The sequence below is a fragment of the Dyadobacter sp. CY351 genome (assembly GCF_021502625.1).
Lineage (GTDB): Bacteria > Bacteroidota > Bacteroidia > Cytophagales > Spirosomataceae > Dyadobacter > Dyadobacter chenhuakuii.
Genome location: NZ_JAKFFU010000013.1, coordinates 1 through 22,974, shown reverse-complemented (window position 1 = coordinate 22,974; position 22,974 = coordinate 1). Strand labels below are relative to the sequence as shown.

General features: G+C 45.7%; 20 protein-coding genes. 12 read left to right on the top strand and 8 right to left on the bottom strand.

The genetic code is table 11. The features are described from left to right. Positions 1 to 86 precede the first annotated feature (86 nt). Positions 87 to 1,700 carry an ABC-F family ATP-binding cassette domain-containing protein gene (locus L0660_RS22000; RefSeq protein WP_233796113.1) on the top strand — a complete coding sequence of 538 codons (1,614 nt, stop codon included), beginning with the start codon at positions 87 to 89 and terminating at the stop codon, positions 1,698 to 1,700. Between the two features lie 72 nt (positions 1,701 to 1,772). Here the strand turns inward: L0660_RS22000 and L0660_RS21995 are convergent, their stop codons facing one another. Then, the gene (locus tag L0660_RS21995; protein WP_233796114.1) at positions 1,773 to 2,408 is read right to left on the bottom strand and encodes a gluconate 2-dehydrogenase subunit 3 family protein; all 636 of its coding nucleotides are present in this window, start codon (positions 2,406 to 2,408) and stop codon (positions 1,773 to 1,775) included. A 28-nt stretch (positions 2,409 to 2,436) separates the two neighbouring features. Beyond that, positions 2,437 to 4,176, bottom strand: a complete 1,740-nt coding sequence (locus L0660_RS21990) for a GMC family oxidoreductase (protein ID WP_026630293.1) — start codon at positions 4,174 to 4,176, stop codon at positions 2,437 to 2,439. Between the two features lie 177 nt (positions 4,177 to 4,353). Between L0660_RS21990 and L0660_RS21985 the strand changes: the two genes are divergently transcribed. Next, the gene (locus L0660_RS21985) at positions 4,354 to 5,307 is read left to right on the top strand and encodes an L-threonylcarbamoyladenylate synthase (protein ID WP_235161346.1); all 954 of its coding nucleotides are present in this window, start codon (positions 4,354 to 4,356) and stop codon (positions 5,305 to 5,307) included. A 260-nt stretch (positions 5,308 to 5,567) separates the two neighbouring features. On the opposite strand, the gene L0660_RS21980 is transcribed toward L0660_RS21985, so the two are convergent. Continuing rightward, on the bottom strand, positions 5,568 to 6,995 hold the full coding sequence (locus L0660_RS21980; RefSeq protein WP_235161345.1) for an ATP-dependent RecD-like DNA helicase: 1,428 nt from the start codon (positions 6,993 to 6,995) through the stop codon (positions 5,568 to 5,570). A 146-nt stretch (positions 6,996 to 7,141) separates the two neighbouring features. Here L0660_RS21980 and L0660_RS21975 point away from each other — a divergent pair, with 146 nt between their 5' ends. From L0660_RS21975 to coaD, 4 genes are all read left to right on the top strand, one after another. Continuing rightward, the gene (locus L0660_RS21975; RefSeq protein ID WP_026630290.1) at positions 7,142 to 7,582 is read left to right on the top strand and encodes a CBS domain-containing protein; all 441 of its coding nucleotides are present in this window, start codon (positions 7,142 to 7,144) and stop codon (positions 7,580 to 7,582) included. A 68-nt stretch (positions 7,583 to 7,650) separates the two neighbouring features. Further along, positions 7,651 to 8,154, top strand: a complete 504-nt coding sequence (locus tag L0660_RS21970; protein ID WP_235161344.1) for an NUDIX domain-containing protein — start codon at positions 7,651 to 7,653, stop codon at positions 8,152 to 8,154. 22 nt (positions 8,155 to 8,176) lie between these two features. Continuing rightward, the gene (locus tag L0660_RS21965; RefSeq protein WP_235161343.1) at positions 8,177 to 9,082 is read left to right on the top strand and encodes a DUF3822 family protein; all 906 of its coding nucleotides are present in this window, start codon (positions 8,177 to 8,179) and stop codon (positions 9,080 to 9,082) included. Between the two features lie 17 nt (positions 9,083 to 9,099). Beyond that, positions 9,100 to 9,576 (top strand): pantetheine-phosphate adenylyltransferase, encoded by a 477-nt coding sequence (coaD, locus tag L0660_RS21960; RefSeq protein WP_233796119.1) that lies wholly within the window; start codon positions 9,100 to 9,102, stop codon positions 9,574 to 9,576. Positions 9,577 to 9,609: 33 nt separating this feature from the next. Here coaD and L0660_RS21955 read toward each other — a convergent pair whose 3' ends face one another. Next, entirely contained in the window at positions 9,610 to 10,299 is a 690-nt protein-coding gene (locus L0660_RS21955; RefSeq protein WP_235161342.1) for an NUDIX hydrolase, read from the bottom strand. 101 nt (positions 10,300 to 10,400) lie between these two features. Here L0660_RS21955 and L0660_RS21950 point away from each other — a divergent pair, with 101 nt between their 5' ends. Both L0660_RS21950 and pyrE read left to right on the top strand, forming a co-directional pair. Beyond that, positions 10,401 to 11,705 carry a hemolysin family protein gene (locus tag L0660_RS21950; protein ID WP_255703353.1) on the top strand — a complete coding sequence of 435 codons (1,305 nt, stop codon included), beginning with the start codon at positions 10,401 to 10,403 and terminating at the stop codon, positions 11,703 to 11,705. A 2-nt stretch (positions 11,706 to 11,707) separates the two neighbouring features. Beyond that, complete coding sequence (gene pyrE, locus L0660_RS21945; RefSeq protein WP_235161341.1) at positions 11,708 to 12,352, top strand: orotate phosphoribosyltransferase; 645 nt, start codon at positions 11,708 to 11,710, stop codon at positions 12,350 to 12,352. A gap of 63 nt (positions 12,353 to 12,415) precedes the next feature. Here pyrE and L0660_RS21940 read toward each other — a convergent pair whose 3' ends face one another. Further along, positions 12,416 to 13,438 carry an aldo/keto reductase gene (locus L0660_RS21940; RefSeq protein WP_235161340.1) on the bottom strand — a complete coding sequence of 341 codons (1,023 nt, stop codon included), beginning with the start codon at positions 13,436 to 13,438 and terminating at the stop codon, positions 12,416 to 12,418. Between the two features lie 143 nt (positions 13,439 to 13,581). Between L0660_RS21940 and ppk1 the strand changes: the two genes are divergently transcribed. Beyond that, complete coding sequence (gene ppk1, locus L0660_RS21935) at positions 13,582 to 15,678, top strand: polyphosphate kinase 1 (protein WP_235161339.1); 2,097 nt, start codon at positions 13,582 to 13,584, stop codon at positions 15,676 to 15,678. A gap of 207 nt (positions 15,679 to 15,885) precedes the next feature. Then, positions 15,886 to 16,479 (top strand): TetR/AcrR family transcriptional regulator, encoded by a 594-nt coding sequence (locus L0660_RS21930; protein ID WP_026630281.1) that lies wholly within the window; start codon positions 15,886 to 15,888, stop codon positions 16,477 to 16,479. Here L0660_RS21930 and epsC read toward each other — a convergent pair. Next, positions 16,472 to 17,302, bottom strand: a complete 831-nt coding sequence (gene epsC, locus L0660_RS21925; RefSeq protein WP_235161338.1) for a serine O-acetyltransferase EpsC — start codon at positions 17,300 to 17,302, stop codon at positions 16,472 to 16,474. The two genes, L0660_RS21930 and epsC, sit on opposite strands and share 8 nt — an antisense overlap. 291 nt (positions 17,303 to 17,593) lie before the next feature. Between epsC and L0660_RS21920 the strand changes: the two genes are divergently transcribed. Beyond that, a complete protein-coding gene (locus tag L0660_RS21920) occupies positions 17,594 to 18,418 on the top strand; it encodes an alpha/beta fold hydrolase (RefSeq protein ID WP_235161337.1) in 825 nt (274 codons plus the stop codon). Between the two features lie 157 nt (positions 18,419 to 18,575). Here the strand turns inward: L0660_RS21920 and L0660_RS21915 are convergent, their stop codons facing one another. After that, positions 18,576 to 19,679, bottom strand: a complete 1,104-nt coding sequence (locus L0660_RS21915; protein ID WP_235161336.1) for a T9SS type A sorting domain-containing protein — start codon at positions 19,677 to 19,679, stop codon at positions 18,576 to 18,578. Between the two features lie 138 nt (positions 19,680 to 19,817). Beyond that, positions 19,818 to 20,882: an isoaspartyl peptidase/L-asparaginase family protein gene (locus tag L0660_RS21910; protein WP_235161335.1), complete on the bottom strand. Its 1,065-nt coding sequence runs from the start codon at positions 20,880 to 20,882 to the stop codon at positions 19,818 to 19,820. Between the two features lie 114 nt (positions 20,883 to 20,996). Between L0660_RS21910 and L0660_RS21905 the strand changes: the two genes are divergently transcribed. Beyond that, positions 20,997 to 22,859, top strand: a complete 1,863-nt coding sequence (locus tag L0660_RS21905) for a glycoside hydrolase family 2 protein (protein ID WP_235161334.1) — start codon at positions 20,997 to 20,999, stop codon at positions 22,857 to 22,859. Positions 22,860 to 22,974: the final 115 nt, after the last annotated feature.

Genomic DNA, 22,974 nt, shown 5'->3' with positions numbered 1-22,974 from the left:
CGCTTCGTTTGTTTTAGTTTGTTCAACATGCGAATTCGTTCTGAATTTCGTAGTTTTGCGCTTTCATTCATAAAAATTATTTTAAAATGATTACGGTTCAGAACGTATCATTGCGATACGGCAAAAGGGTATTATTCGACGAGGTAAATATAAAGTTTGTTCCCGGCAATTGTTATGGTGTGATCGGAGCGAATGGCGCTGGGAAATCTACATTCTTGAAGATCCTTTCGGGCGAAATAGAACCGCAGACAGGCAATGTAAGCATGAACCCCGGGGAAAGGATGACTTTCCTGAAACAGGATCAGTTCGAATTCGATGCATATACTGTGATGGATACGGTGATCCTGGGCCATGAGCGCCTTTACAAGATCATGAAGGAGCGCGAGGCGATTTATGAAAAAGAAGAATTTACAGACGCCGATGGTGAAAAAGCAGCCGATCTGGAAGCAGAATTCGCTGACTTGAATGGTTGGGAAGCCGAAACCGAAGCTGCGCAATTATTGAGCGGACTAGGCCTTACGGAAGAGCAGCATTCTGCCACAATGGGTGATCTGAATGCTAATGATAAAGTGCGGGTTTTACTTGCACAGGCGCTTTTTGGAAATCCGGACGTGCTGCTTCTGGATGAGCCTACCAACAACCTGGATGTTGAAACAGTGCTCTGGCTGGAAAACTTCCTTGCCGATTTCAAAAACACCGTGATCGTTGTTTCCCACGACAGGCACTTCCTGGATGAGGTTTGTACGCATGTGGTCGACATTGATTTCAGTAAAGTACAAATGTTCTCCGGTAACTATTCTTTCTGGTACGAGTCCAGCCAGCTCGCTTTGAAGCAGCGTCAGGACCAGAACAAGAAATCCGAGGATAAGCGCAAGGAATTGGAAGATTTTATCAGGAGATTCAGTGCCAATGCTTCGAAATCCAAGCAAGCAACTTCCCGCGCCAAACTGTTGGATAAGCTTACCATTGATGACATTAAGCCGTCTTCACGTAAATACCCATATATCGCTTTCAAATCTGAAAGGGAAGTGGGCGATCAGCTTCTGCGTGTGGAAGGTCTGTCAAAAACGGCTGATGACGGCACGAAGCTTTTTGAAAATGTGAGTTTCAATGTAAATAAAGGAGACAAAATAGCGTTCGTGAGCCGCAACGTGATGGCAATCAGCTCTTTCTTTGATATTATCAATGAAGAACAAAAGGCGGACAAAGGAACCTACACATGGGGCGTTACCATCACCAAGTCATATTTCACAAAAGATCCGACTTCGTTTTTTGACGTAGATCTGAATCTGGTTGACTGGCTGCGTCAATATTCTGAGGAGAAGGACGAAAGTTTTATCCGCGGATTTTTGGGAAGAATGCTTTTCTCGGGTGAAGAATCTTTAAAGAAAGCGAAAGTGCTCTCGGGAGGTGAAAAAGTGCGTTGTATGCTTTCCAGAACCATGCTGTCCGGTGCTAATGCATTGGTTTTGGATGATCCTACCAACCACCTTGACCTTGAATCCATTACGGCATTGAACAATGGTCTGATCGATTTCTCCGGTTGTCTTTTGTTCTATTCCCATGACCACCAGTTCGTTCATACTATCGCGAACAGGATCATTGAAATCGGGCCGAAAGGAATCTTGGATAAACTAATGTCTTACGACGAATTCCTGAAAGACGAAACTGTGAAGCAGCAGCGTCAGAAGCTTTACTAATAGCAAAGTTACTATAAATGAAAAGGCCCGGTTACTGAGAAGTAATCGGGCCTTTTGCTATAAAACCAAATGCTATTCGTAGCTCAAACCATATTGCTTCAAAACATCCGCAGGAACACCTTCCCATACATTTGGCGTGTTACCCATATAACCCAGGTCAGCAATGCCAATTTTAGATGTATAGTAACCGGATGCAGTTAAATTACGCATCAGATTGAAGAAGGCAACACCTTGGCTGTGCATTGGTTTCGCTTTTTCAGGATATGCGATGTCGTCCACAATCTGCAATTGCTGCGCTTTGGTCAATAATGTGAAGCCTTTTTTGAATCTTTTGTTAGATTCCAATTCCAGCCATTTCAGCCCGCCACGCAAAGGAACCTGGTTTTGAGGCATATCCTTGGCAATGAATTCGATAAAATCCGGAACACCCGCTTGTGACGCGCTGCCCGATTTATCATCAGCCGGAATGATAATGTCTACCAGCACTTTGATGGTTGCCAGTTCTGCCACTGTAAGGAATTTTTCCTTCATTAATTTGGCGTCCCTGATCGCTTCTTCCTTTGTGCGTCCACCCGGAATTTTAAGCGGGGTTTCCGGGGGCGTTTGGATATCAAGTTCTCTTTGTTCAGCGAGGGCAACCTGCGGGCTTAATGCGGTTATTCCCAATGAACTGAGCGTTAATGCTTTTAATGTATCTCGACGTTTCATAGTTATGATTTGAAACTGTGTTCCAATGTTAGATATTTTTCTGTTTAACCTGCTCCGTGATATACTCCGAAGCTCTCATAGAAAGCGCCAGAATGGTCCAGGTTGGGTTTTTATCCGCTTGGGATACAAAAGAACCACCATCTACCACAAACACGTTTTTCGCGTCGTGCGCTTGTGAGAACTTGTTCAACGCAGAAGTTTTGGGATCATTACCCATGCGCACCGTTCCTACTTCGTGAATGATACGACCCGGAGCTGCAATGCCGTAATTGGTGTCTGCGCCAGGCTTGGTTCCACTCGCAACGCCACCCAATGCATGAATGATCTCTTCGAAAGTGTCATGCATGTGTTTTGCTTGTTTGATCTCGTAATCCGTCCATTTGTAGTGGAAACGAAGTACGGGAATACCAAACTTATCAACCACATTCGGGTCAATTTCACAGTAGTTATCAAAATTCGGAACCGCTTCGCCACGACCGGCCATGCCGACGTAAGCTCCGTAGAAACGACGGTAATCTTCTTTCAATGACGAACCATATCCACCCGCTGGCTTGGTGACACCTGCTGCTGTCGGGTATTTTCCGTTCATATTTTCAATTCCGGCACCGAATCCGTAGCTAGGCATGCCCATTCCGCCGCCGTATTCAATGTGGTAACCTCTTGGGAAATCCAGTTTTTTGTTGTCCAGCCACCAAGGCGTGTACACGTGCATTCCGCCTACACCATCCTCGTTATAACGCTTTCTGTCCATCAAGTGCGGAAGGAATGCGCCGCGTGAAGCACCCGTTGAATCGTGCAGATATCTTCCTACTACGCCGCTTGAATTGGCTAGTCCGTTCGGGTGTCTGTCTGATTTTGAGTTCAATAGCAGCCTTGCAGATTCCCCTGCACTTGCAGCAAGAACAACAACTTTTGCCTTGATGGTATGCTCGGTAAGCTTTTGGCTATCAACATAAGAAACCCCTGTTGCAAGCCCAGTAACCGGATCGGTAAGCACTTCGCGTGCCATAGCATTGTTGATCAATGTAACATTACCGGTTTTTACAGCAGGGATACAAAGCACAGATGATGAAGAAAAATCCGCATATGCCTGGCAGGCGCGGGAGCACTGGCTGCAATAGAAGCAAACCCCACGCTGATCGTTAATCGGTTTGGTTAAGATCGAAAGCCTGGACGGGATAACCGGAATGTTGGCCTTCTTACCAGCCTGCTTAATGAAAAGCTCGTGCAAACGTGGCTTTGGAGGAGGAAGGAAGATACCATCCGGCTCATTGTCCATGTTCTCAACCGTTCCGAAAACCCCGATCAGCTTATCAACTTTATCATAGTAAGGCTTCACGTCGTCGTAACCGATCGGCCAGTCGTCGCCAAGTCCGTCTATGCTTTTTCTTTTAAAATCTTTTGGTCCGAAACGCAGCGAAATACGGCCCCAGTGATTGGTACGGCCGCCCAGCATCCGCGATCTGAACCAGTCGAATTGTGTTCCGTTCTTTCTTGTGTAAGGTTCCCCTTCCAGTTCCCAGCCTCCCCAGGCAGCATCGAAATCCCCGAACGGACGGTGGTTGGAAGCACCGCGGCGTGGCGACTCGTATGGCCATTTGAGCTGCGTAATATATTTAGGATCAGCAGGATCGAAATATCCACCTGCCTCCAAAAGCGCCACTTTGGCTCCCTGTTGGGCAAGTTGAAGTGCTGCCATTCCACCTCCCGCTCCTGAGCCAATGATACAGACGTCAAAAACAGCAGGTTGTTCTTTGATTTGAAACATAGTAAAAAGGGTAGTTTAGAAATGCTATTTAATCAATAAATATAAACACGGATTATATACCAGTAGTCTGCAATCTCAATTTTAAAGGTTATTTAAAAACAATCTAAATGACTCGCCCCAACATTTGCTCTTAACAATCATCGCCGTACTTTTGCATTTTGAAAAACAGCATCCACTTTGGCGATTACCGGAAACGATATTGAAGTTGCAAAAGAATTCCTCATAAAAGGGGAATTGGTGGCTATTCCTACCGAAACTGTTTATGGATTGGCTGGTAATGCCTTGAACGACAGTGCGGTGCTGTCTATTTTCGAGGTGAAAAACCGGCCGGCCTTCGATCCGCTGATCATTCACACGGATTCATTAGAAAAAGTGCAGCATTACGTTTCCGATTTTCCGGAAAAAGCATTGCAGCTCGCCGTGCATTTCTGGCCCGGTCCGCTGACTTTATTGCTTCCCAAAAAACAGATCATTCCTGATCTGGTAACGTCCGGACTGGATAATGTTGCCGTGCGCGTTCCTAATCATCCTTTGCTGCTTGAACTTCTGAAGGCACTGCCATTTCCACTTGCTGCGCCCAGTGCTAACCCGTTCGGTTACATTAGCCCTACGAATGCTGGCCATGTGAATGCGCAATTGGGAGAAAAGATAGCTTATATATTGGATGGAGGTGAAAGTGAAGTGGGCATTGAATCGACCATTGTGGGTTTTGAAAACGACGAACCGGTGATTTACAGGTTGGGCGGTTTAGCCGTGGAGGAGATTGAAGAGATCGTTGGAAAAGTAAGGCTTATGCCACATTCTTCATCGAATCCCAAAGCGCCGGGAATGTTGAAAAGCCACTACGCGCCCAGAAAACCGCTTTATTTGTATGAGAGAGGAATATTTCCGGCAGGAGATGATGAGCTGACAGGTTATCTGGTTTTTGACAAATATCTGGAAGACATTGATCTGAAATATCAGCGTATTTTAAGTAAAAGTGGTGATATGAAGGAAGCTGCGCATAACTTGTTTGCATTTCTGAGGGAGTTGGATACATTGCCTATGGAGCAAATCCGGGCAGAACGTGTCCCTTCAGAAGGCTTAGGCCTTGCGATCAACGACCGTCTGCAACGCGCCGCTGCTAAATAGCAACCGCGCCGAAGCGAAGTAGTAAGTCGCAGAGCGACGCAATATTGGTAGAATGAACAATATCAATGCAAATTGCCAATCCCGGAGGGATGCGACAGCAAGCATTATGCATGTTGTTACATGCCTGCCGGCATTACATCGTGTTCGAAATCGTTTTTTGCTACCGATATGTCATGCCTCTGGCATTTCTTTGCATTTTGTGATGATGTATTTTTGCTACCGTATGGCGTGCCTGCGGCATTTTAATGCTTTTGGCATTTTTATTTGAAAAAGTGCTGGTGGAAATTCATTAGGAAAACTTCGTCGGTTGCCCTTGTAATGGCCGTGTAGAGCCAGCGGATAAATTCTATATTGATTTGTTCCTCGGGCAAATAGCCCTGATCTATAAAAACTGAACTCCATTGGCCGCCCTGGGCCTTGTGGCAGGTTAATGCATATGCGAATTTTACTTGTAAGGCGTTCAGGAAAGGATCTTTCCTCAATGCTTCCATTCTTTCTTTCTTGGAAGAGATATCAAAATAGTCCTTCTGGACGCTTTCGTACAGCTTCTTGTTATCCTCGGCGGATAGGGAAGGGGAGGCGGAATGTAATGTGTCGAGGAAGATTTTGGCGTCGAATTCTGGTTGTTTTTCGTAATCCGTCAGGCGTAATGTTACGTCTGCAAAGCGGAAACCGTGCATTTCCTGCGTTTTTCGGATCTTTAATAATTCAACAAAATCTCCGTTGGCGATGAAGCCTGCGGGTGAATCCTCGTCGAGAATGTTGTAATTGTTACGGACCACCATCAGCCGGTCACCGGCATCGAGTTCTTCTTCGGAGAAGTTAATGGTACGCCGGATATATTCATTGTATTGAACAGCGGATTTGTTGGAACGCGTCAGGATGATGGAATTTTCCTGGCCGTATTTGTCGTAAGCGTAGCGAAGCCCTTCTTCCAATTTTTCACCGGTCATCTTGAAAACATCTCGGTAAGAGCGTGTGGTGATCTGAATTTCGGGTTTTTCTGCGACCAACTGGTTCCTTAATGAAGTTGCGTTGAACAATATTCCGGATTCTTCATCCTGCCGCATTACTTCCCTTAATTCTTCCTGAAACACAGACATATAGAATGTCTTTTCCAGATAATCGCCGTCCAGGGCTGGGCTCAGTTCCTTACCAACGGGCGGGAGCTGCGCCACGTCGCCAACCAGCATGAGCTTGTTTCCGGGGTTTTCGAAAACGAATTCGATTAAGTCGGCGAGCAAACTTTTGTTGCCGAAATCGGCATCATCGGTGATCATGGAAGCTTCATCGACGATGAAGAGCGTATTGTCATGGTAATTTTTCTGGCGCTGGAATGTCAGGTTGCCCGAAAACGAGTCGGCGGTTTGCTTGTATATTTTCTTATGGATCGTTAATGCGACCTTTTCGGAATAGCCTGACATTACTTTTGCAGCACGGCCGGTCGGGGCGAGCAAAATGGATTTATAGCCAAAGTTCTTCAACACTTTAATCAATGTGCTGATGATGGTTGTCTTTCCTGTTCCTGCATAACCTTTCAGCAAAAAGCAGTCGCGGTAACGTTCCAGGCCTTTTTCTTCGACGAGGAAATCATTGGTCTGCTCGAAAAAACGGAGCTGGCCTTCGGTGGGTTTGAAAGGAAAACGCTTGCGTAAAAGCTGGGAAGGTAAAATCTTATCTGTTTCCATAATGCCGAAGCTAAGGCAAGGATTACTAAAATCAAAGTGTGCCTCAGTTACAAAAATATACTTAGAATTTATTGCATTTTAAAGGCGTAATTGCATATATTAGATTTCCAAAGTTTATCAATTACACTCCAAAACCTCAATCATCTATGCTAGTACAACATGTAATGGGCAACAAGCCTGTCAATGCGCTTTGGTCGGTAACGCAGGACAATACGGTGTTTGAAGCTCTGGAACTCATGGCCGCTAAGAACATCGGTGCAGTTTTGGTTCTTGAAGATAATGAATTGATCGGGATCTTTTCCGAAAGGGATTATGCCAGAAAAGTTATTCTGCAGGGAAAGAGTTCGCGGGACACGCGCATCCGGGAAGTAATGACAAGCAAAGTGATTACGGTTGAAACGGACCAGAAAATTGAGGAATGTATGCAGATCATGTCTGACAAACATATCCGACATCTGCCTGTTAATCAGGATGGAAAGCTCGTCGGGATCATCTCCATCAATGACATTGTTTCCGCTATTATCTACGAACAAAAGGAGCACATCAATACGCTCGAAAGCTACATCTCAGGAAGTCCTTATTCCTGATCCTTATATTATATCTTGTCAATTATCCCAGGTTGGTTATCTTTGCCGCTCCAAAAAAGTGAGCGCTGGTGCAGACTTTGAATGATGAAGTAAAGAATTTATACGGCGGGAATGTGCGTGTTCGTGTAAGCGGCATATACATTGTCCGGGATCGGATTCTTTTGGTAAATCATTCATTGTATGGCAAAGAGCAGTCTTTTTGGAGCCCGCCGGGCGGAGGGATTCTTTTCGGGGAAACTGCGGAAGCGGCCTTGAAACGGGAGATCAAAGAAGAAACTGGTCTGGATGCTGAAATCGGGGATTTGCTGTTTGTCAACGAGCATGTACGGCCTCCACTTCACGCTATTGAGCTTTTTTTTGAAATAAAAGCAGTGCAAGGCAAGATGGATAAAGGCGCTGATCCGGAAATTTCAGCGGCAAACCAGATCATTGAGGAAGTCAAATTTTTACGGCTCGATGAAATCAAATCTTTTCCCTCAGATGCATCTCACAGCATTTTCAGCAGAGTGCGATCATTGGAAGAGTTGCTCAGATTGGACAAGTTTTTACCCCAACCTGAAACATTAATATAGATTTAAACTTTACCCCTTTATTGTGGCAAATTCTGAAAACCAGGTCATTGAAATTATTCCTACGCTGCTTGTAGGCGATAACTCATTCGACGCGTCCAGTATTCCATTGTGCACATTGTGCATTGAAGTGGACGAAAGGCGCATCCGGTTTTGCATTGTCCGCGATGAAAACATGGAATGTATCTGGCTGGAAGATTACAGCTTTGAAACCGTTTTAAACCCTACGGAGATCTTTGAAAGGCTCAAAAAGGTTTTTACCGGACATTTGCTCTGGTCATCGCATAGCTGGAAATATGTCAGGATTTCAATTAATTCACACGCATTCAGCTTAATTCCCAATCTGATTTTTGAGCAAGATGCTGCGGCCGATTATCTCGCATTTGCATTGGGTAACCCGGTTCCTAAGGATGAAAAAGTGCTCTATCACGATCTTCCGCTTATCCGCGCACATAATGTCTTCAGCGTTCCGCAGATTTGGTACGACTGGATGATCAACCATTTTGGGTCGTCGCAGATCACATTCTACCATTTGACCAGCCCGCTGATCATTGGCGCACTCGTAAGCCATCTGGAACATCAGCAGCTGAGGATGGTTTCCGTTTATTTTGAAAAAGATTATTTCACGCTGGTTATTACCGAAAGCCAGCAACTGATACTTTGCAACCGGTTCCGCTTTTCCAAAACGCAGGAACTGGCCTACATCATTCTGTTCACACTAAGCCAGCTTAATTTCCTTCCCGAGGAGATGAAAGTGCTTTGCTACGGTGAAATCGCATCTTCTTCCGACGCTTACACCGAGCTTTCAAGATTTTTCCCCAATTTGCAGATCGGCAACGGGCCCACAACGCTGAAATACAACAGACAATGTGCGGACGTTCCGGGACATCGTTATTTTGGCCTTTTCAATACCTACCTCGTATCATCTTAATTGTAAATACTGCTCTTATGAAGCGTATAGCACTATTTCCGGGATCGTTTGATCCATTCACAAAAGGGCACGAAGACATTGTTTTACGCGGATTACGGCTTTTTGATGAAGTGGTCATTGGCATTGGGAACAACGCAACCAAGAAGCGCTATTTCCCGCTCGATGTGATGAAGGAAATGATCGAAAAGACTTTTTCGGATCAAACCAATGTGAAGGTTGTTACTTATGATGACCTTACTGCGCATACAGCACGTGAACTGGGAGCAACATTTCTGCTGAGGGGTTTGCGTAACACGACCGATTTCGAGTACGAAAATGGCATCTCGCAGGTCAACCGATATCTTTACGAAGAAATTGAAACAGTATTTCTGATCACTTCACCCATGCTGGCGCCGATCAGTTCGAGCATTATCCGCGATTTGCACCGATACGGGCAGCGTGTGGATGATTTTCTCCCTTATTCCCTTTCTGAACTAAATAAACTCAACCATTAAGGCTGAGTTTATTAAAAGTATAGTCTTGCGATATTATTGTTCTTTAATGTCGTGGGTTTTATTCAAGCTTTCAATTACGTAACGAATTGAACTGTAAGAATTTATAAGAATCGATTTAGCTTCGCTCTGCGTATACCAGCCCAGTTTTTCAATCTGCTCTTCGGCTTGCGGCTGCATGTTGGCATCATCGATGCAGTCAAAAAGATACCATTTGGTCCGCTTTAAAATCCGGTTGTTATTGAGGCTGTAAGTGTGCCATGTGGTGCAGATTTTGTCCTTAACTGATGCTTTTACGCCGGTTTCTTCTTCAATCTCTCTGATAGCAGCCGTTCTGGAATTTTCACCTTTGTCCAGCTTGCCTTTGGGCAGGTCCCACTTTTTGCGGCGGAACATGAAAAGCCACTTTCCTTCCTTCACCACAACACCTCCTGCGGCCTTGATAACTTTGTAACTGCCTTTAATTTTCTCTTCTACTTCCGACCTTTCCCGCGTCGCCATCGTGACTGATAACATGTCTGCCGGGACGGCTTTGTCCAGGAGTTCAATGAGCTGCATGGCAGAGGCGGCAGTGGTGTTCAGGAAGAGCACGTGGCCGGTTAGCATCTTTTTTTGCAGCTTATCAAGTCTCAGGTCTACAATGTGATCGAAGGCGGAAGTTTCCGTTGCAGAAAGCTGATTGTTCCGTACAATTCGCAAAGGACGGTCGTCAAAAAAAATGATCATTTTTCAAATGGTACGTGAATCGATGCCAAAATTAAGTAAAGAGTTTAGTTTAGACAGTGATTATTATTGATAAATTTGTGCTTGTATCAAATATACAGTTCTTGGAACTCCTGATAATTCTACTGCTTGTGCTGCTCAATGGTGTCTTTTCCATGTCTGAGATTGCACTCGTTTCATCCCGCAAATCACGTCTCGAAGCCGCTGCAAAAAATGGAGATTCCAGTGCGAAAGCAGCCCTTCATCTCGCCAATTCACCCACTCGTTTTCTGTCTACCGTGCAAATCGGCATCACGCTTATCGGTCTTTTGACGGGTATGTACAGCGGTGACAACATTACGAGTGATTTTGAAAAATACATTGCTACTATCCCGTTTCTGATGCCATATGCCCATTCTCTGGCTGTTGGATCAGTGCTGGTATTTATCACATATTTATCATTAGTCCTTGGTGAGCTGGTTCCTAAAAGAATAGGAATGGCTAATCCCGAGTCCATTTCGAAGTTCATGGCCATGCCTATGAACCTGCTTTCGAAGGCCACGGCGCCCTTTATCGCATTGCTAGGCTTTTCCAGTGACTTCATTATCAAGATATTAAATATTAAACAAAGTGAAAATTCGGTCACAGAGGAGGAAATTAAAAGTTTGATACAGGAAGGGACTTCGGGCGGTGTCTTTGAAGAAATTGAGCAGGAGATCGTTCACAATGTGTTCCAGCTGGGGGACAGGAAAGTGACGTCACTCATGACCAATCGCCAGGAGATCGTTTGGCTGGACCTGGAAGATTCTGTTGAGGAAAATAAAGCCAAGATTTTCGATGCAAGACATTCGATTTATCCAGTTTGCCGCGGCGCTGTGGATGATGTGGTGGGTTTGGTTTATGTGAAAGACCTCATTGCAACGGATATAGAAGCGCAGCTTGCCAATATGAATGCGGTTGTAAAAGACCCGGTTTATCTGCCCGAAAGCAACCGTGCATATCAGGCCCTGGCCAAATTCAAAGAGCAGCGCGTCTATTTCGGTATCATTGTGGATGAGTATGGCGGCATTCTGGGCGTGTTAACCATGCACGACATCATGGATGCGCTCGTTGGTGATATTTCAGAGGACATTGAAGAAGCATCCGAAGTGGTCCGGAGGGAAGACGGCAGCTTTCTCATCGATGCACAATTGCCATTCGATGATTTTATCCAGTATTTCAATCTCAACATTCAGGAAGCTGAGCGCCGGGAATTTGTTGGATTTAACACATTGGGCGGTTTTGTGCTGCACATTCTTGAAAATATTCCTACCACCGGCGAGAAGTTCAAATGGAAGCACTTCGAGTTTGAAGTGATTGATATGGACCGGAGCCGGATCGATAAATTATTAGTAATCAATCATAGTACAAACGAAGAATCCGAAGACTAGCAATGCTAAACCAACAGGATATTACCAAAAGAATCGCTGAATTGCTGCTTGAAGCCAAAGCAATAAAACTAAGTCCCGATAAGCCATTCCAATGGAGTTCGGGCTGGCTGTCTCCCATTTACTGCGATAACCGTGTGGCGTTATCTTATCCTGACACACGAACTTTTATCAAAAAGACCTTGGCGGCATTGATAAAAAAGGAATATCCTGATGTGCAGGCAGTTGTAGGTGTGGCAACGGGCGGCATTGCCCAGGGAGCATTGGTAGCAGACTTGCTGGAATTGCCTTTCGCATATGTTCGTCCTGAGCCTAAGAAGCACGGCATGGGCAATCAGATCGAGGGCAGACTGGAAAAAGGTCAGTCGGTGATTATCATTGAAGACCTGATCTCAACCGGCGGAAGCTCTTTGAAAGTGGTTGACGTGCTGCGGGAAGCGGAGATTGAAGTGGCTGGAATGGTCGCGATTTTTACCTACGGCTTCGCGGTTGCAGAAAATAATTTCAAAGAGAAAAATGTAAAGCTTAGCACAGTGAGCAATTACAATGCATTGATAGAAACCGCATTGGAACACAATTACATTGACAGCTCTCAACTGGAAAGTCTGAGCGCATGGCGCGTAGCTCCTGAGAGCTGGGGCAGAAATTAATAGTAGCCAAATGCTATCGGCTGCCGGCTTTACATTTAATGGCCGGCAGCCGATACGTTACAGTTAGCTTCTGTGATTTTCCAGCTTTTCATAAAGTCCTCCGAACGCCTCTTCCTTCACGCCTTCGGATTTAAGAAATTCATGCGGGAAACCCAGCTCGATTTTACTTACCTCGTTAAGCCGCGCGATCATTTCATCGGGCAACTTGAACGACAGGCAGCCAAGCGAATCCACAAGTTGTTTTTCCTTTGAAGCACCAATGATCGGGATCATTACCTGATCGCGGTGACGCGCCCAGTTGATCGCCACCTGCACCGGCGTTACGCCCAATTCACTGGCCACATCCACCACAGTTTGTGCTATAATGCTACTATGCTCGTTTCTGCGAATGCTATGGTCCGGAACGCGGCCGGCTTCACCGCGTAAATATTTTCCGGTAAGTGCGCCGCCACCTATTGTGCCCCAGGGTGTTACAGCAAGTCCAAGCGCTTTTGCCATAGGAAGCAAGTCGCGTTCCGGTGTGCGCTGAATAAGGGAATATTCAAACTGAATGGCCGCAAATGCATTCCAGCCGCGAAAATCTGCAATCGTATTTGCCTGTGAAACCACCCAGGCCGGTGTATCCGAAATGCCGACATAATGGACCAAACCTCGTGTGACCAGGTCGTCCAGGCCGCGCATTACTTCCTCAACGGGGGTTGTATTGTCCCAAAGGTGAACCCATAGCAGGTCAATGTATTCCGTATTCAGGCGCTTCAAGCTTGCTCTCACCGAGCGCATCATGTTTTTGCGGTGGTTACCGGCAAAATTAAGGTCGTCGTTCCGGTCTTTTAGCGTGAATTTGGTCGCTAAGACCCAGTGATCACGGTCATTTTCAATGAATTCACCTACATATTTTTCGGAAGAGCCTTCTGTATAGCGGTTGGCTGTATCTATAAAATTGCCTCCTGCGCCTGCGAAACTTTCGAATATCTTATAGCTTTCATGCTTATCCGCTCCCCATCCCCACTCAGTTCCGAAGGTCATGGTGCCCAGGCAAACTTCCGAAACACGTAAACCTGACCGGCCCAATAATTGATATTGCATAGTACTGTAATTAAGTTTTAAATGAAAGAAATAACATCGGACGCTTGCCGAACTTTGTTAAATCTTTGTGTCGCAAAGTTAGATCCTTACCGGCCAAATGTATTTATATTGTAGCAAATTTTGAATCTTTTTTACCTTAATCAATGATAGATGTTGCTTATCCCTACTTCGATACAAATCTAAGTTGGCTGTCTAATAATTACCGATTATTACTGGAAGCCAACGATGAGACTGTACCGGTGAGGGAACGTTTACGTTTTCTTGGCATTTACGCATATCAAACCAAAGAATTCTTCCGCGCACGTGTTCCCAGCTTGCTGGCCATGGGGGAGGTGAGCAACGATATCCGTACCAAACTCAATCTTTTCCCTGAGTCATTGCTGGAACACGTTTACGAAACGGTTGAAAACCAGCTGCGCGAGTTCAACGACATATTACTTACTGGAATTCTTCCCGCGCTGCATGAGCAGGGCGTACATTTATATTATCGGGAAACATTTGCGAATGAGCATCTGAATTTTTTGAGGAAATTTTTTGTCGACAAGCTTTTCAGGCATTTGCAGCCCGTTTTTCTAGACAGTCGGAGAAGCTCGAAAATGCCCTTTTTCGAATCCAAACAATTGTATCTGGTTGTCAGGCTGCAGCATAGGGATGATACGGAAGAGGATTGGTATGCGATTGTAAATATTCCGTCCGAGCTTTTTGGCCGCTTCGCGGAGTTGCCGGAACTGGATGGGAAAAAGCAGGTTGCTTTCCTGGAAGACGTTATCCGGGAACATCTGCCCTTGCTTTTTCCGGGTTACGATGTTTTGGAAAGCTATGCGTTACGGGTCGAGAAAGATACCGAACTGTCGATAGAAGACGAGTATCCGATGCAGCTTGCGCAGCGCATTTTGAAACAGCTGGAAAAGCGCAATTTCGTCCAGCCCGCGCAATATTTCTATGAATCGGGTATGCCGCTGTATATGCGTGAATATCTGGTCAGCAAGGCTGCCATCCCGATGAACGAGTTTCACGAGCGGGGACATTACATTTATATGCAGGACCTGATGACCTTCCCGCAACTTTCGCGGCGATTGGATTATCCTGTTCAGCGCCCAATCCAGAATCCGGATTTCGACGATGTTACCTCTGTTTTTGAATCCATACAAAAGGCAGATCAGCTGCTGCATTTGCCTTACCATTCTTACGAGCCCATCGTGCGGTTTTTTAATGAAGCTGCCGTCGACCCGCATGTGCGCGAGATCCACGTTTCGCTTTATAAGATCAGCCCTAATTCCTTTATACTGAACTCGTTGATCAGCGCAGCACGCAATGGTAAGCGGGTTACAACTTATGTAGAGCTTAATACGAAGCTCGACATTCAGGAAAATTTGCATTGGTCCAAAAAAATGCGGGATGCGGGCGTAAAGATCATTCTGAGCGTCCCCGGATTGAAAGTACATGCCAAAATTGCTTTGGTCAAACGCAAAGTCCACAAAGGCTGGGAACGATACGCATTTTTTGGAACGGGCGGTTTTTACAGGCTTACCAGCCGGGAAATCGTTGATCACGCATTGTTAACGAGCCACCGGGAACTGACCAACGAGCTGGAACTGCTTTTTGGATATTTGTCTACGCAGGACGAGCCGAAAAAGTATAAATATTTACCCTTCAATAATCTGTTTGTAACACAATTTACGCTCCAAAAAAGACTCCTGGATCTGATAGACCGCGAAATTGCCAATTGTAACGCGGGGCTAAAATCCTTTGTGACCATTAAAATTAATCAGCTGCAAGACCATATGCTGATCGATAAGATTTATCAGGCCGGGCAGGCCGGCGTTCCGGTGCATGTGATCGTCAGTGAAAGTTGCGGCCTCATTTCCGGCCTGCCGTCGATCAGTGATAACATTGTAGTAAGCCGTCACGTAGACCGCTATGTGGAGAACACGCGGATCTTTCATTTTGCCAACCGCGGCAATGATGAAATGTATTTGTCGTCCTGCGACTGGACGCACCGCAACCTGCACCGCCGCATTGATGTATGCTTCCCGATCCTGGATGAAGCGCTGAAAAATCAGATGCGTCTTGTGCTCAGGAACTATGTAAGCGACAACCAGAAGTCTGTCAGGCTGGACCTTTATCAGAACAATTTAAGAATCACCGACGACTCGCGCGGGAAGGTTCGCGCGCAGGAATCGAATTATCGTCTGGTCGAAAAAATTGAGAAAACAGGACCCCCGAAAAGGGCTGAATAAAACATTTTCAGGCGTTTAAAAAAATTTTTTTACGCATAAATTTAATAATCCGCTGTTAGATTTAATCTGGGGTGTTTGCAGGAAAAAATAGTTTAAAGGACAAAATGTTTTGAATAAACGGGTCAAAATCCTCTTGAGCGGTAAGGACTATATGTTTATATTTGAATGCATATCATTCTGACTCCATCTTAAAATCAGCATTATAGTATGGGAATAGTAGAGCGAAGAGAACGCCTCAGAATACAGGTACGTTCGGATATCGTCAAAACAGCAAAGGAAATAGCCCGTGAGGACGGGTGGACAGCGGTCTCTATCCGCAAAATTGCTGAAGTGATCGAATACAGCCCTCCGATTCTCTATGAATATTTTGAGAGCAAGGATAAATTGCTCGAAGCGATCCGCATGGAAGGGTTCGATATCTTGCAGGCTGAGTTTTCAAAAATCAAGACCCATTTCAGCAATCCCCAGAAGCAGTTGGCAGAAGTAGCGCAGCGGATCTGGGTGTTTGCGATCGAAAATCCAGAGGTTTTTCAGGTAATGTTCAATCTGGAAGGCGCTTATTGCGATTCCAAGAATGTATACGGAAAGGCCATGAGCATTAAGGGCAATCCGGTTTGGGAAATGATCGCAAGCCTGCGTCCGAGATCTGGCGAGATGGTTACCAAAACCTATTACGAGTGGTGGTGCCTTACCTACGGTTTTATAAGCATTACCATGACCACACAGCCCAGATATGCGTTTCCGCAAGCTGAGCCCGTGTATATGGAAGGTGTTCGCAGATTTATAAGAAGTATTATGTAATAGACGGTGTCTGCTGGCGTATCTCTATTTTGCTCTGGTGATAAACCTGCGAAAATGGAGGTACGCTTCGCACCAGCCAGGCATTCCCGCCAATGATCGAATCGTGGCCTATCACGGTTTCTCCTCCCAAAATCGTCGCATTGGCATATACCACAACATTATCTTCAATGGTTGGATGCCGTTTGCTGGAAGCAAGTGACTTCGATACAAATGTCGCCCCTAATGTTACGCCCTGATACAATTTAACATTGTTACCAATGTGCGTCGTTTCGCCGATGACAACGCCTGTTCCGTGGTCTATAAAAAACGAATGGCCGATTGTTGCGTTCGGGTGAATGTCGATTCCTGTTTGGCTGTGCGCGAATTCAGTCAACATCCTGGGTAGAAGCGGAATGCCGGCAAGCGCAAACAAGTTGGCAAAGCGATAAGTAGCAATAGCCATAAAGCCCGGATAAACCGAAATGACCTCTTCAATGCTTACCGAAGCAGGATCATTATCCGTGATTGATTTGGCATCCAGCAACAATTTCTCGTAAATCCCGGGAATCTGCCCAAAAACGTCATCCAGAATTCCCTCCTTGCTTTTTTCCAGTTCGGGAAGCAATGGTTCCAGCATGCAGTTCAGACTGTTGCGTAAATCAGCATATTTCATCGCAATGTCCTTGGTGGGGCAGCTCGTGCAGTCCTTACTGATCGGAAAAAGAAAATTAATCAGGTCCTGAATAAACTTACCAGCATCGTGTCTCGAAGGTAATTGATAGCGATACTGCTCATTTTGCTCTGCCAGGCGCTGGAAGAACTCGTTTTGTTGGTTGGTTGTCATCAACAGTAGGAATTTGGCTTAGATAACCCGGATTTCTGGCATCAATTTTATATTGAACACATAATAAGCAGGAAAAATTTTGTCCAGGCTGTTTCTTTGAGAAACACGTCCTGAATTTCACTCTTTTTCTATTTATAATCGTATATTGAAATATCCTGTGAAGTTATAAATTACAGTAAGATTCCTGAATGTATGCCAAGTTTTAAATTTTTGCGATCTGTAATTGTTGTTTTTCTAATATCCATTTCGCTCAGTTCCTGCTTTTCCCGGTACACTATATCAGCCAAACAGGTGCGGAAACATTATGCAGCGAAAAAAGTAAAACCTGAGGAACGCATTATTAAAAATGATACGCTTGCCCTTTGCATTGCAAGTGTGGGTGCGGATACATTGCCAATGTTGCTGCTGATCCATGGTGCCCCCGGCTCGTTATGGGGTTATATGAATTTGATGGACGATGAAGACCTGCAAAAGCGCTTTCACATTGTGTCCGTTGACCGTGTGGGTTATGGGAAATCCCGCCTTAAAATGAAGAAGAAGCACCGCTATGTGACTTCCATTGCCACACAAGCCAATGCACTTTTACCCGTTTTTGAATTAAATAAAAGCAAAGAAAAAGTAACCGTTCTAGGCAGATCTTACGGTGCACCGATCGCTGCCAAGCTCGTTTCACTGCAACCGGATCAAGTGAAGGAGCTGATCATGGTTTCGCCTGTTATAGATCCTGAAAAAGAGAAGTTTTATTGGTTTTCGAAATGGGGCAGGAATTCTTTTATCCAGTTGTTCTTGCCGGGAGAGTTCAATACGGCTACGGCTGAGAAATACAGCCACTCCGATGAGCTCCGGAAACTATTGCCCGTTTGGCGTAACCTCGACCTTCCTACAACGGTAATCCAGGGTGGAAATGACTGGATAGCCGATCCGGCCAACATTGATTTTGCCAAGAAACACATTAAGAGCAAGCGCGCTCAATACATTTTCCTGCACAAAGCCGGACATATGATCACCTACACCCATTTGTCGATGATCAAAGAAATGCTTTTGAAAAGCCAGTTTGTTGAAGACAGGATCACTTCGCTCGATATGTCTGCGGCGTCAGGGCAGGCGGCTAATTAAGAGGTTTTTACATTGTATTGAAAAGAAAATGGCTGATCATGTGATCAGCCATTTTTCTGAATTATAATTAACCTATGATAAATACGGAGACCAATTGCATATACAAGTGTCGTATTTACATAAGACGAAATTTCTCTTTTACACCATTACAATGCTCTTACCGCAACACTTTCTGCGACACCGCATCATTTTCGTTTGCTGCTTTTATGATGTAAATCCCTTTGGCAAGATTACGCATATCAAACTCCTCCTGAACTGAAATTACCGGGCCGCCGCTTTTGATTTCCTTGATAACCCTTCCGCGAATATCTATAAGCTGTAATGTTACAACAGAACGTTTTTTGCTATATGCTTTCACAGTAATTGATGTCTCAGTAGGAACCGGATAGGCTTCAATGGCCATGGAAACTTCTGCCGATTTTACATTTGGCGTAGACGTGATCAAGCCACCATTTGCAGCCGATTCGTAGGGTGGTATCTCGACGGTCGGGCCGGGCTTGTCAATTACGGTAATGAGACCTTCGCGGTAAGTCTCAGAAATAGCAACTCCGTCACGCCATTCACTTACTACCATTGCAAATATGTAGTTGCCCAACACTTCCGGAGCCTGCCAAACCAACTGATTAACCGATGGAACGACTTTGAATGTGCCTGTGCTGCTTACTTCATTGGGATACATATAAGTATGTTCCAGCATACGCACGCCGCACTCGCCCGGCGAAGGTTTGCTCAGTTTGGGAAGCTTTACAGTAATGCTATCGGCATCAGCAACGGTTGGTTTGAGATCAATTTTGAATAACTGCTTTACACCCGCTTCGAAGGCCAGATAGGGAAGGACAGGCGTGGAATTGGAAACCTGTGTATTGATAACAGTCCAGAAAAATGCTCGTGTATCGCCTGAATTCGGCAGGTTCAATATTCCGGGTGAACGATTCTCCATTGAAACAGAAATCTGGAATGTCCCGGAAGAAGGATAGGTGTGCGTTCCGTCATAGTCAGACACCAGCACATCACCAGGAAGCGCTTCCGTTTTCGATCTTTGAAATTCTTTGGTAGAACCATCACCAAAACATACCAAAACATTTGTTTGAGCAGTTGCAGCAGCTTCACCAACGTTCCTGTCAAAGTACAAACGCACTTTAATGTTATAATTTTGGCCGGAAATATGTGAAGCCATGATCTCACCGCCCCGGATATGGGTCGCAAAACAAAGCGGAGAAGCCAGTAAGATCAGAAGAAAAACCTTGTAAACTGATTTCATAGAGTAAGGAAGCTGAATGTTACGTTACTTAATCCAAACGACAAAAGCAGCCCGTTTTGTATTACGGGAATGAGAAACAAGTGTATAAAAACGCGTTTTTGTAACCATAGCAAAACCGCCTGCTCAAAAGACCCGAAATCAGTCCTTATAAATCAGGATCTCACTTTTTCCGTCGCTTTTGATATAACCGCGGTACATGCCTTCGCTATTAAAAGGCATCGCAACATTACCGTTCCTGTCCACCGCAATAATGCCGCCTTCGCCGCCACGTTCTACCAGTTTTTTCATCACCACTTGATTCGCAGCGTCCTGCAAAGTCATGCCTTTGTATTCCATCAGTGCCGAGATGTCGTAGGCAACCACGGAGCGGATGAAATATTCGCCGTGTCCCGTGGCCGAAACCGCGCATGTGGCATTATTTGCATAAGTTCCTGCGCCAATGATCGGTGCGTCGCCGATGCGCCCGTATCGTTTGTTGGTCATTCCGCCCGTGGACGTTCCAGCCGCTAAATTCCCGAATTTGTCCAGTGCAACACAGCCCACAGTCCCAAATTTTTTGCCTTCTGTAAATATCAGCTCGTCTTGTTCAACGAAACCTGTCTTCGGCGCTTTTTTTACTTCCTGCTTTTCTTTGGCGTCATGGTCCAGCTCTGTTTTTTCCTGCTCTTTGGCGCGTTGCAATGCTTTAAACCTGGACTCGGTATAGAAATAGGAAGGATCAACAATTGCCTGTCCCTGCGCTTTCGCAAATGTTTCCGCGCCTTTGCCTGCCATCATGACGTGCGGAGACTTCTCCATGACGGCAATGGCCGTGCTGATCGGGTTCCTGATCGTGGTGACGCCTGCTATGGCGCCGGCTTTCAGTGTTTTTCCTTCCATAATGGATGCGTCCAGCTCATTTTTGCCCTCGTTGGTAAAAACAGCACCTTTACCAGCGTTGAAAAGCGGTGAATCTTCCATAACCCTGATTGTAGCTTCCACCGCCTGAACACTCGTTCCGCCACTTTTCAATACGCCATAACCCTTTTGCAATGCCGTATTAAGGACTTCTTTATAGGCTTTTTCCTGCTCCGGCGACATGCTGGCGCGCGTAATGGTGCCTGCGCCCCCATGCAGGGCAAGTGTGATTTTATCGGAGTAGTCCTGTGCGAAGGCAGAAAAGCTGATCAGCAGGAGAATGGCCAGGTAACAGCGTTTTTTCATGGGTTGGAATTTGAGTGAGTTATTTCAAAGCTAAGCAAAATGATAGTAGAGCGGTTTCCTGCAATCCTTTTAAATTTGAATTTAATTAACATCTTGTTCAGTAACTCAAATTTAATGAAAACAGCACTGCTAGGATTGGGATTGCTATCATGCATCCTAAGCGTCGACTCGGCTGCGCAGAAGTCTCCCGAATGGAAATATGTTGAAGGGAAAATCGTATCGCCCTGGGCGGAAAAGGTAAATGCAGCCAATGTTCATCCTGAATATCCGCGGCCGCAAATGGTCCGCCAGAATTGGGTTAATATCAATGGCTTATGGAATTTCTCAATTGTTCCAAAACAATCGTCCGAAACTAAGCCGGCGGCTTTTGACGGTCAGATATTGGTCCCGTTCGCCGTGGAATCCGCATTGTCGGGCGTGGGTAAGACTGTGGGAAAAGACAGTGTGCTCTGGTATCAGCGGAACATTGACTTTGCGCCTAAGCTAAAAGATCAGAGAGTGCTCCTGCACTTTGGGGCTGTGGATTGGAAATGTGATGTGTTTGTCAATGGAAAGCCGGCGGGCTCGCATCAGGGCGGCTACGATCCTTTCTCTTTTGACATTACGGACCTTTTGGTGAAGAAAAAGCAGCAGGACATCAGCGTTCGCGTCTGGGACCCCAGCAGCGATGGTCCGCAGCCAAGAGGAAAGCAAATCAAAAATCCGCATGCAATCTGGTACACGCCTGTGACCGGAATCTGGCAAACCGTTTGGCTGGAAACCGTTCCAACCACGCACATTGCTGATTTCAAGCAAGTTCCGGACATTGATAAGCAAACTTTGACTGTTACAACAACGCTTAAAAATGCAGGAACAACGGACAAGATCAGAATCGTTGCGCTGGACGGCTCCAATAAAGTAGCTGAGCAGGAAATCGCATCCGGTGAAAATGCCGTGCTGAACATTGCTAATGCTAAGTTGTGGTCGCCCGAAAATCCATTTTTGTATGACTTAGTGCTCACAGTAACCCGGAACGGAAAAGTAGTAGACGAAGTGAAGAGCTATTTCGCTATGCGTAAAATTTCGATGCAATTGGATGCAAATGGCATTCAGCGTATGGCATTGAATAACAAGTTCTTATTCCAATATGGCCCGCTCGATCAGGGCTGGTGGCCAGACGGACTCTATACAGCTCCAACGGACGAAGCATTGAAATTCGACATTTTGAAAACCAAGGAAATGGGCTTCAATATGATCAGAAAACACGTGAAAGTAGAGCCTGCGCGTTGGTATCGCTATTGTGATGAGCTGGGAATGCTGGTGTGGCAGGACATGCCGAGCGGCGATATGGGCAACAACTGGGAGCAGCGTCCCGGCATTACCGGAGACGAGACGGAAAAGCAGCGCACACCAGAGTCAGAGAACATTTATAAGACGGAATGGAAGGCTATCATGGATGCCAATGATCATTTTCCATCCATTGTCGTATGGGTTCCTTTCAACGAAGCGTGGGGACAATTCAAAACAGAAGAAATCACCAACTGGACCATGCAATACGACCCAAGCCGCCTGGTTAACAGCGCCAGCGGAGGCAACTTTTTCCCGGTCGGCCACATTATCGACATGCATAATTATCCCGCACCGGTGATGCCGAGACCAGAAATTTTTGGTGCAAAGCAGATTATTGTGCTGGGTGAATTCGGCGGGCTGGGGCTGCCGATAGACGGTCACGTTTGGCAGCAAAAGGATAACTGGGGATACCAGAGTTTTAAAAACCAGCAGGAGCTTTACGCCCGTTACGAGTCCTTCGTAAAAAGATTTGAATCCCTGATCAAAAGAGGATTATCAGCCGCAGTCTACACGCAAACAACCGACGTAGAAATAGAAACAAACGGCCTGATGACCTACGACCGCAAAGTGATCAAATTCCCCGAAGCAAAGCTAAAAGCAATCCATATGCCGCTTTATAATGCAGACTGGGTGAAGTTGAAGCCCTGAAGCTGAGCCAATCAAAACAACCCCTGTCACATAAAATAACCCCCTGTCACACTGAGCGGACCGGGCCGCCGGGCGGCCGAAGTGCGCAACTGCTAGCAGTAACGCACTTCGGCCG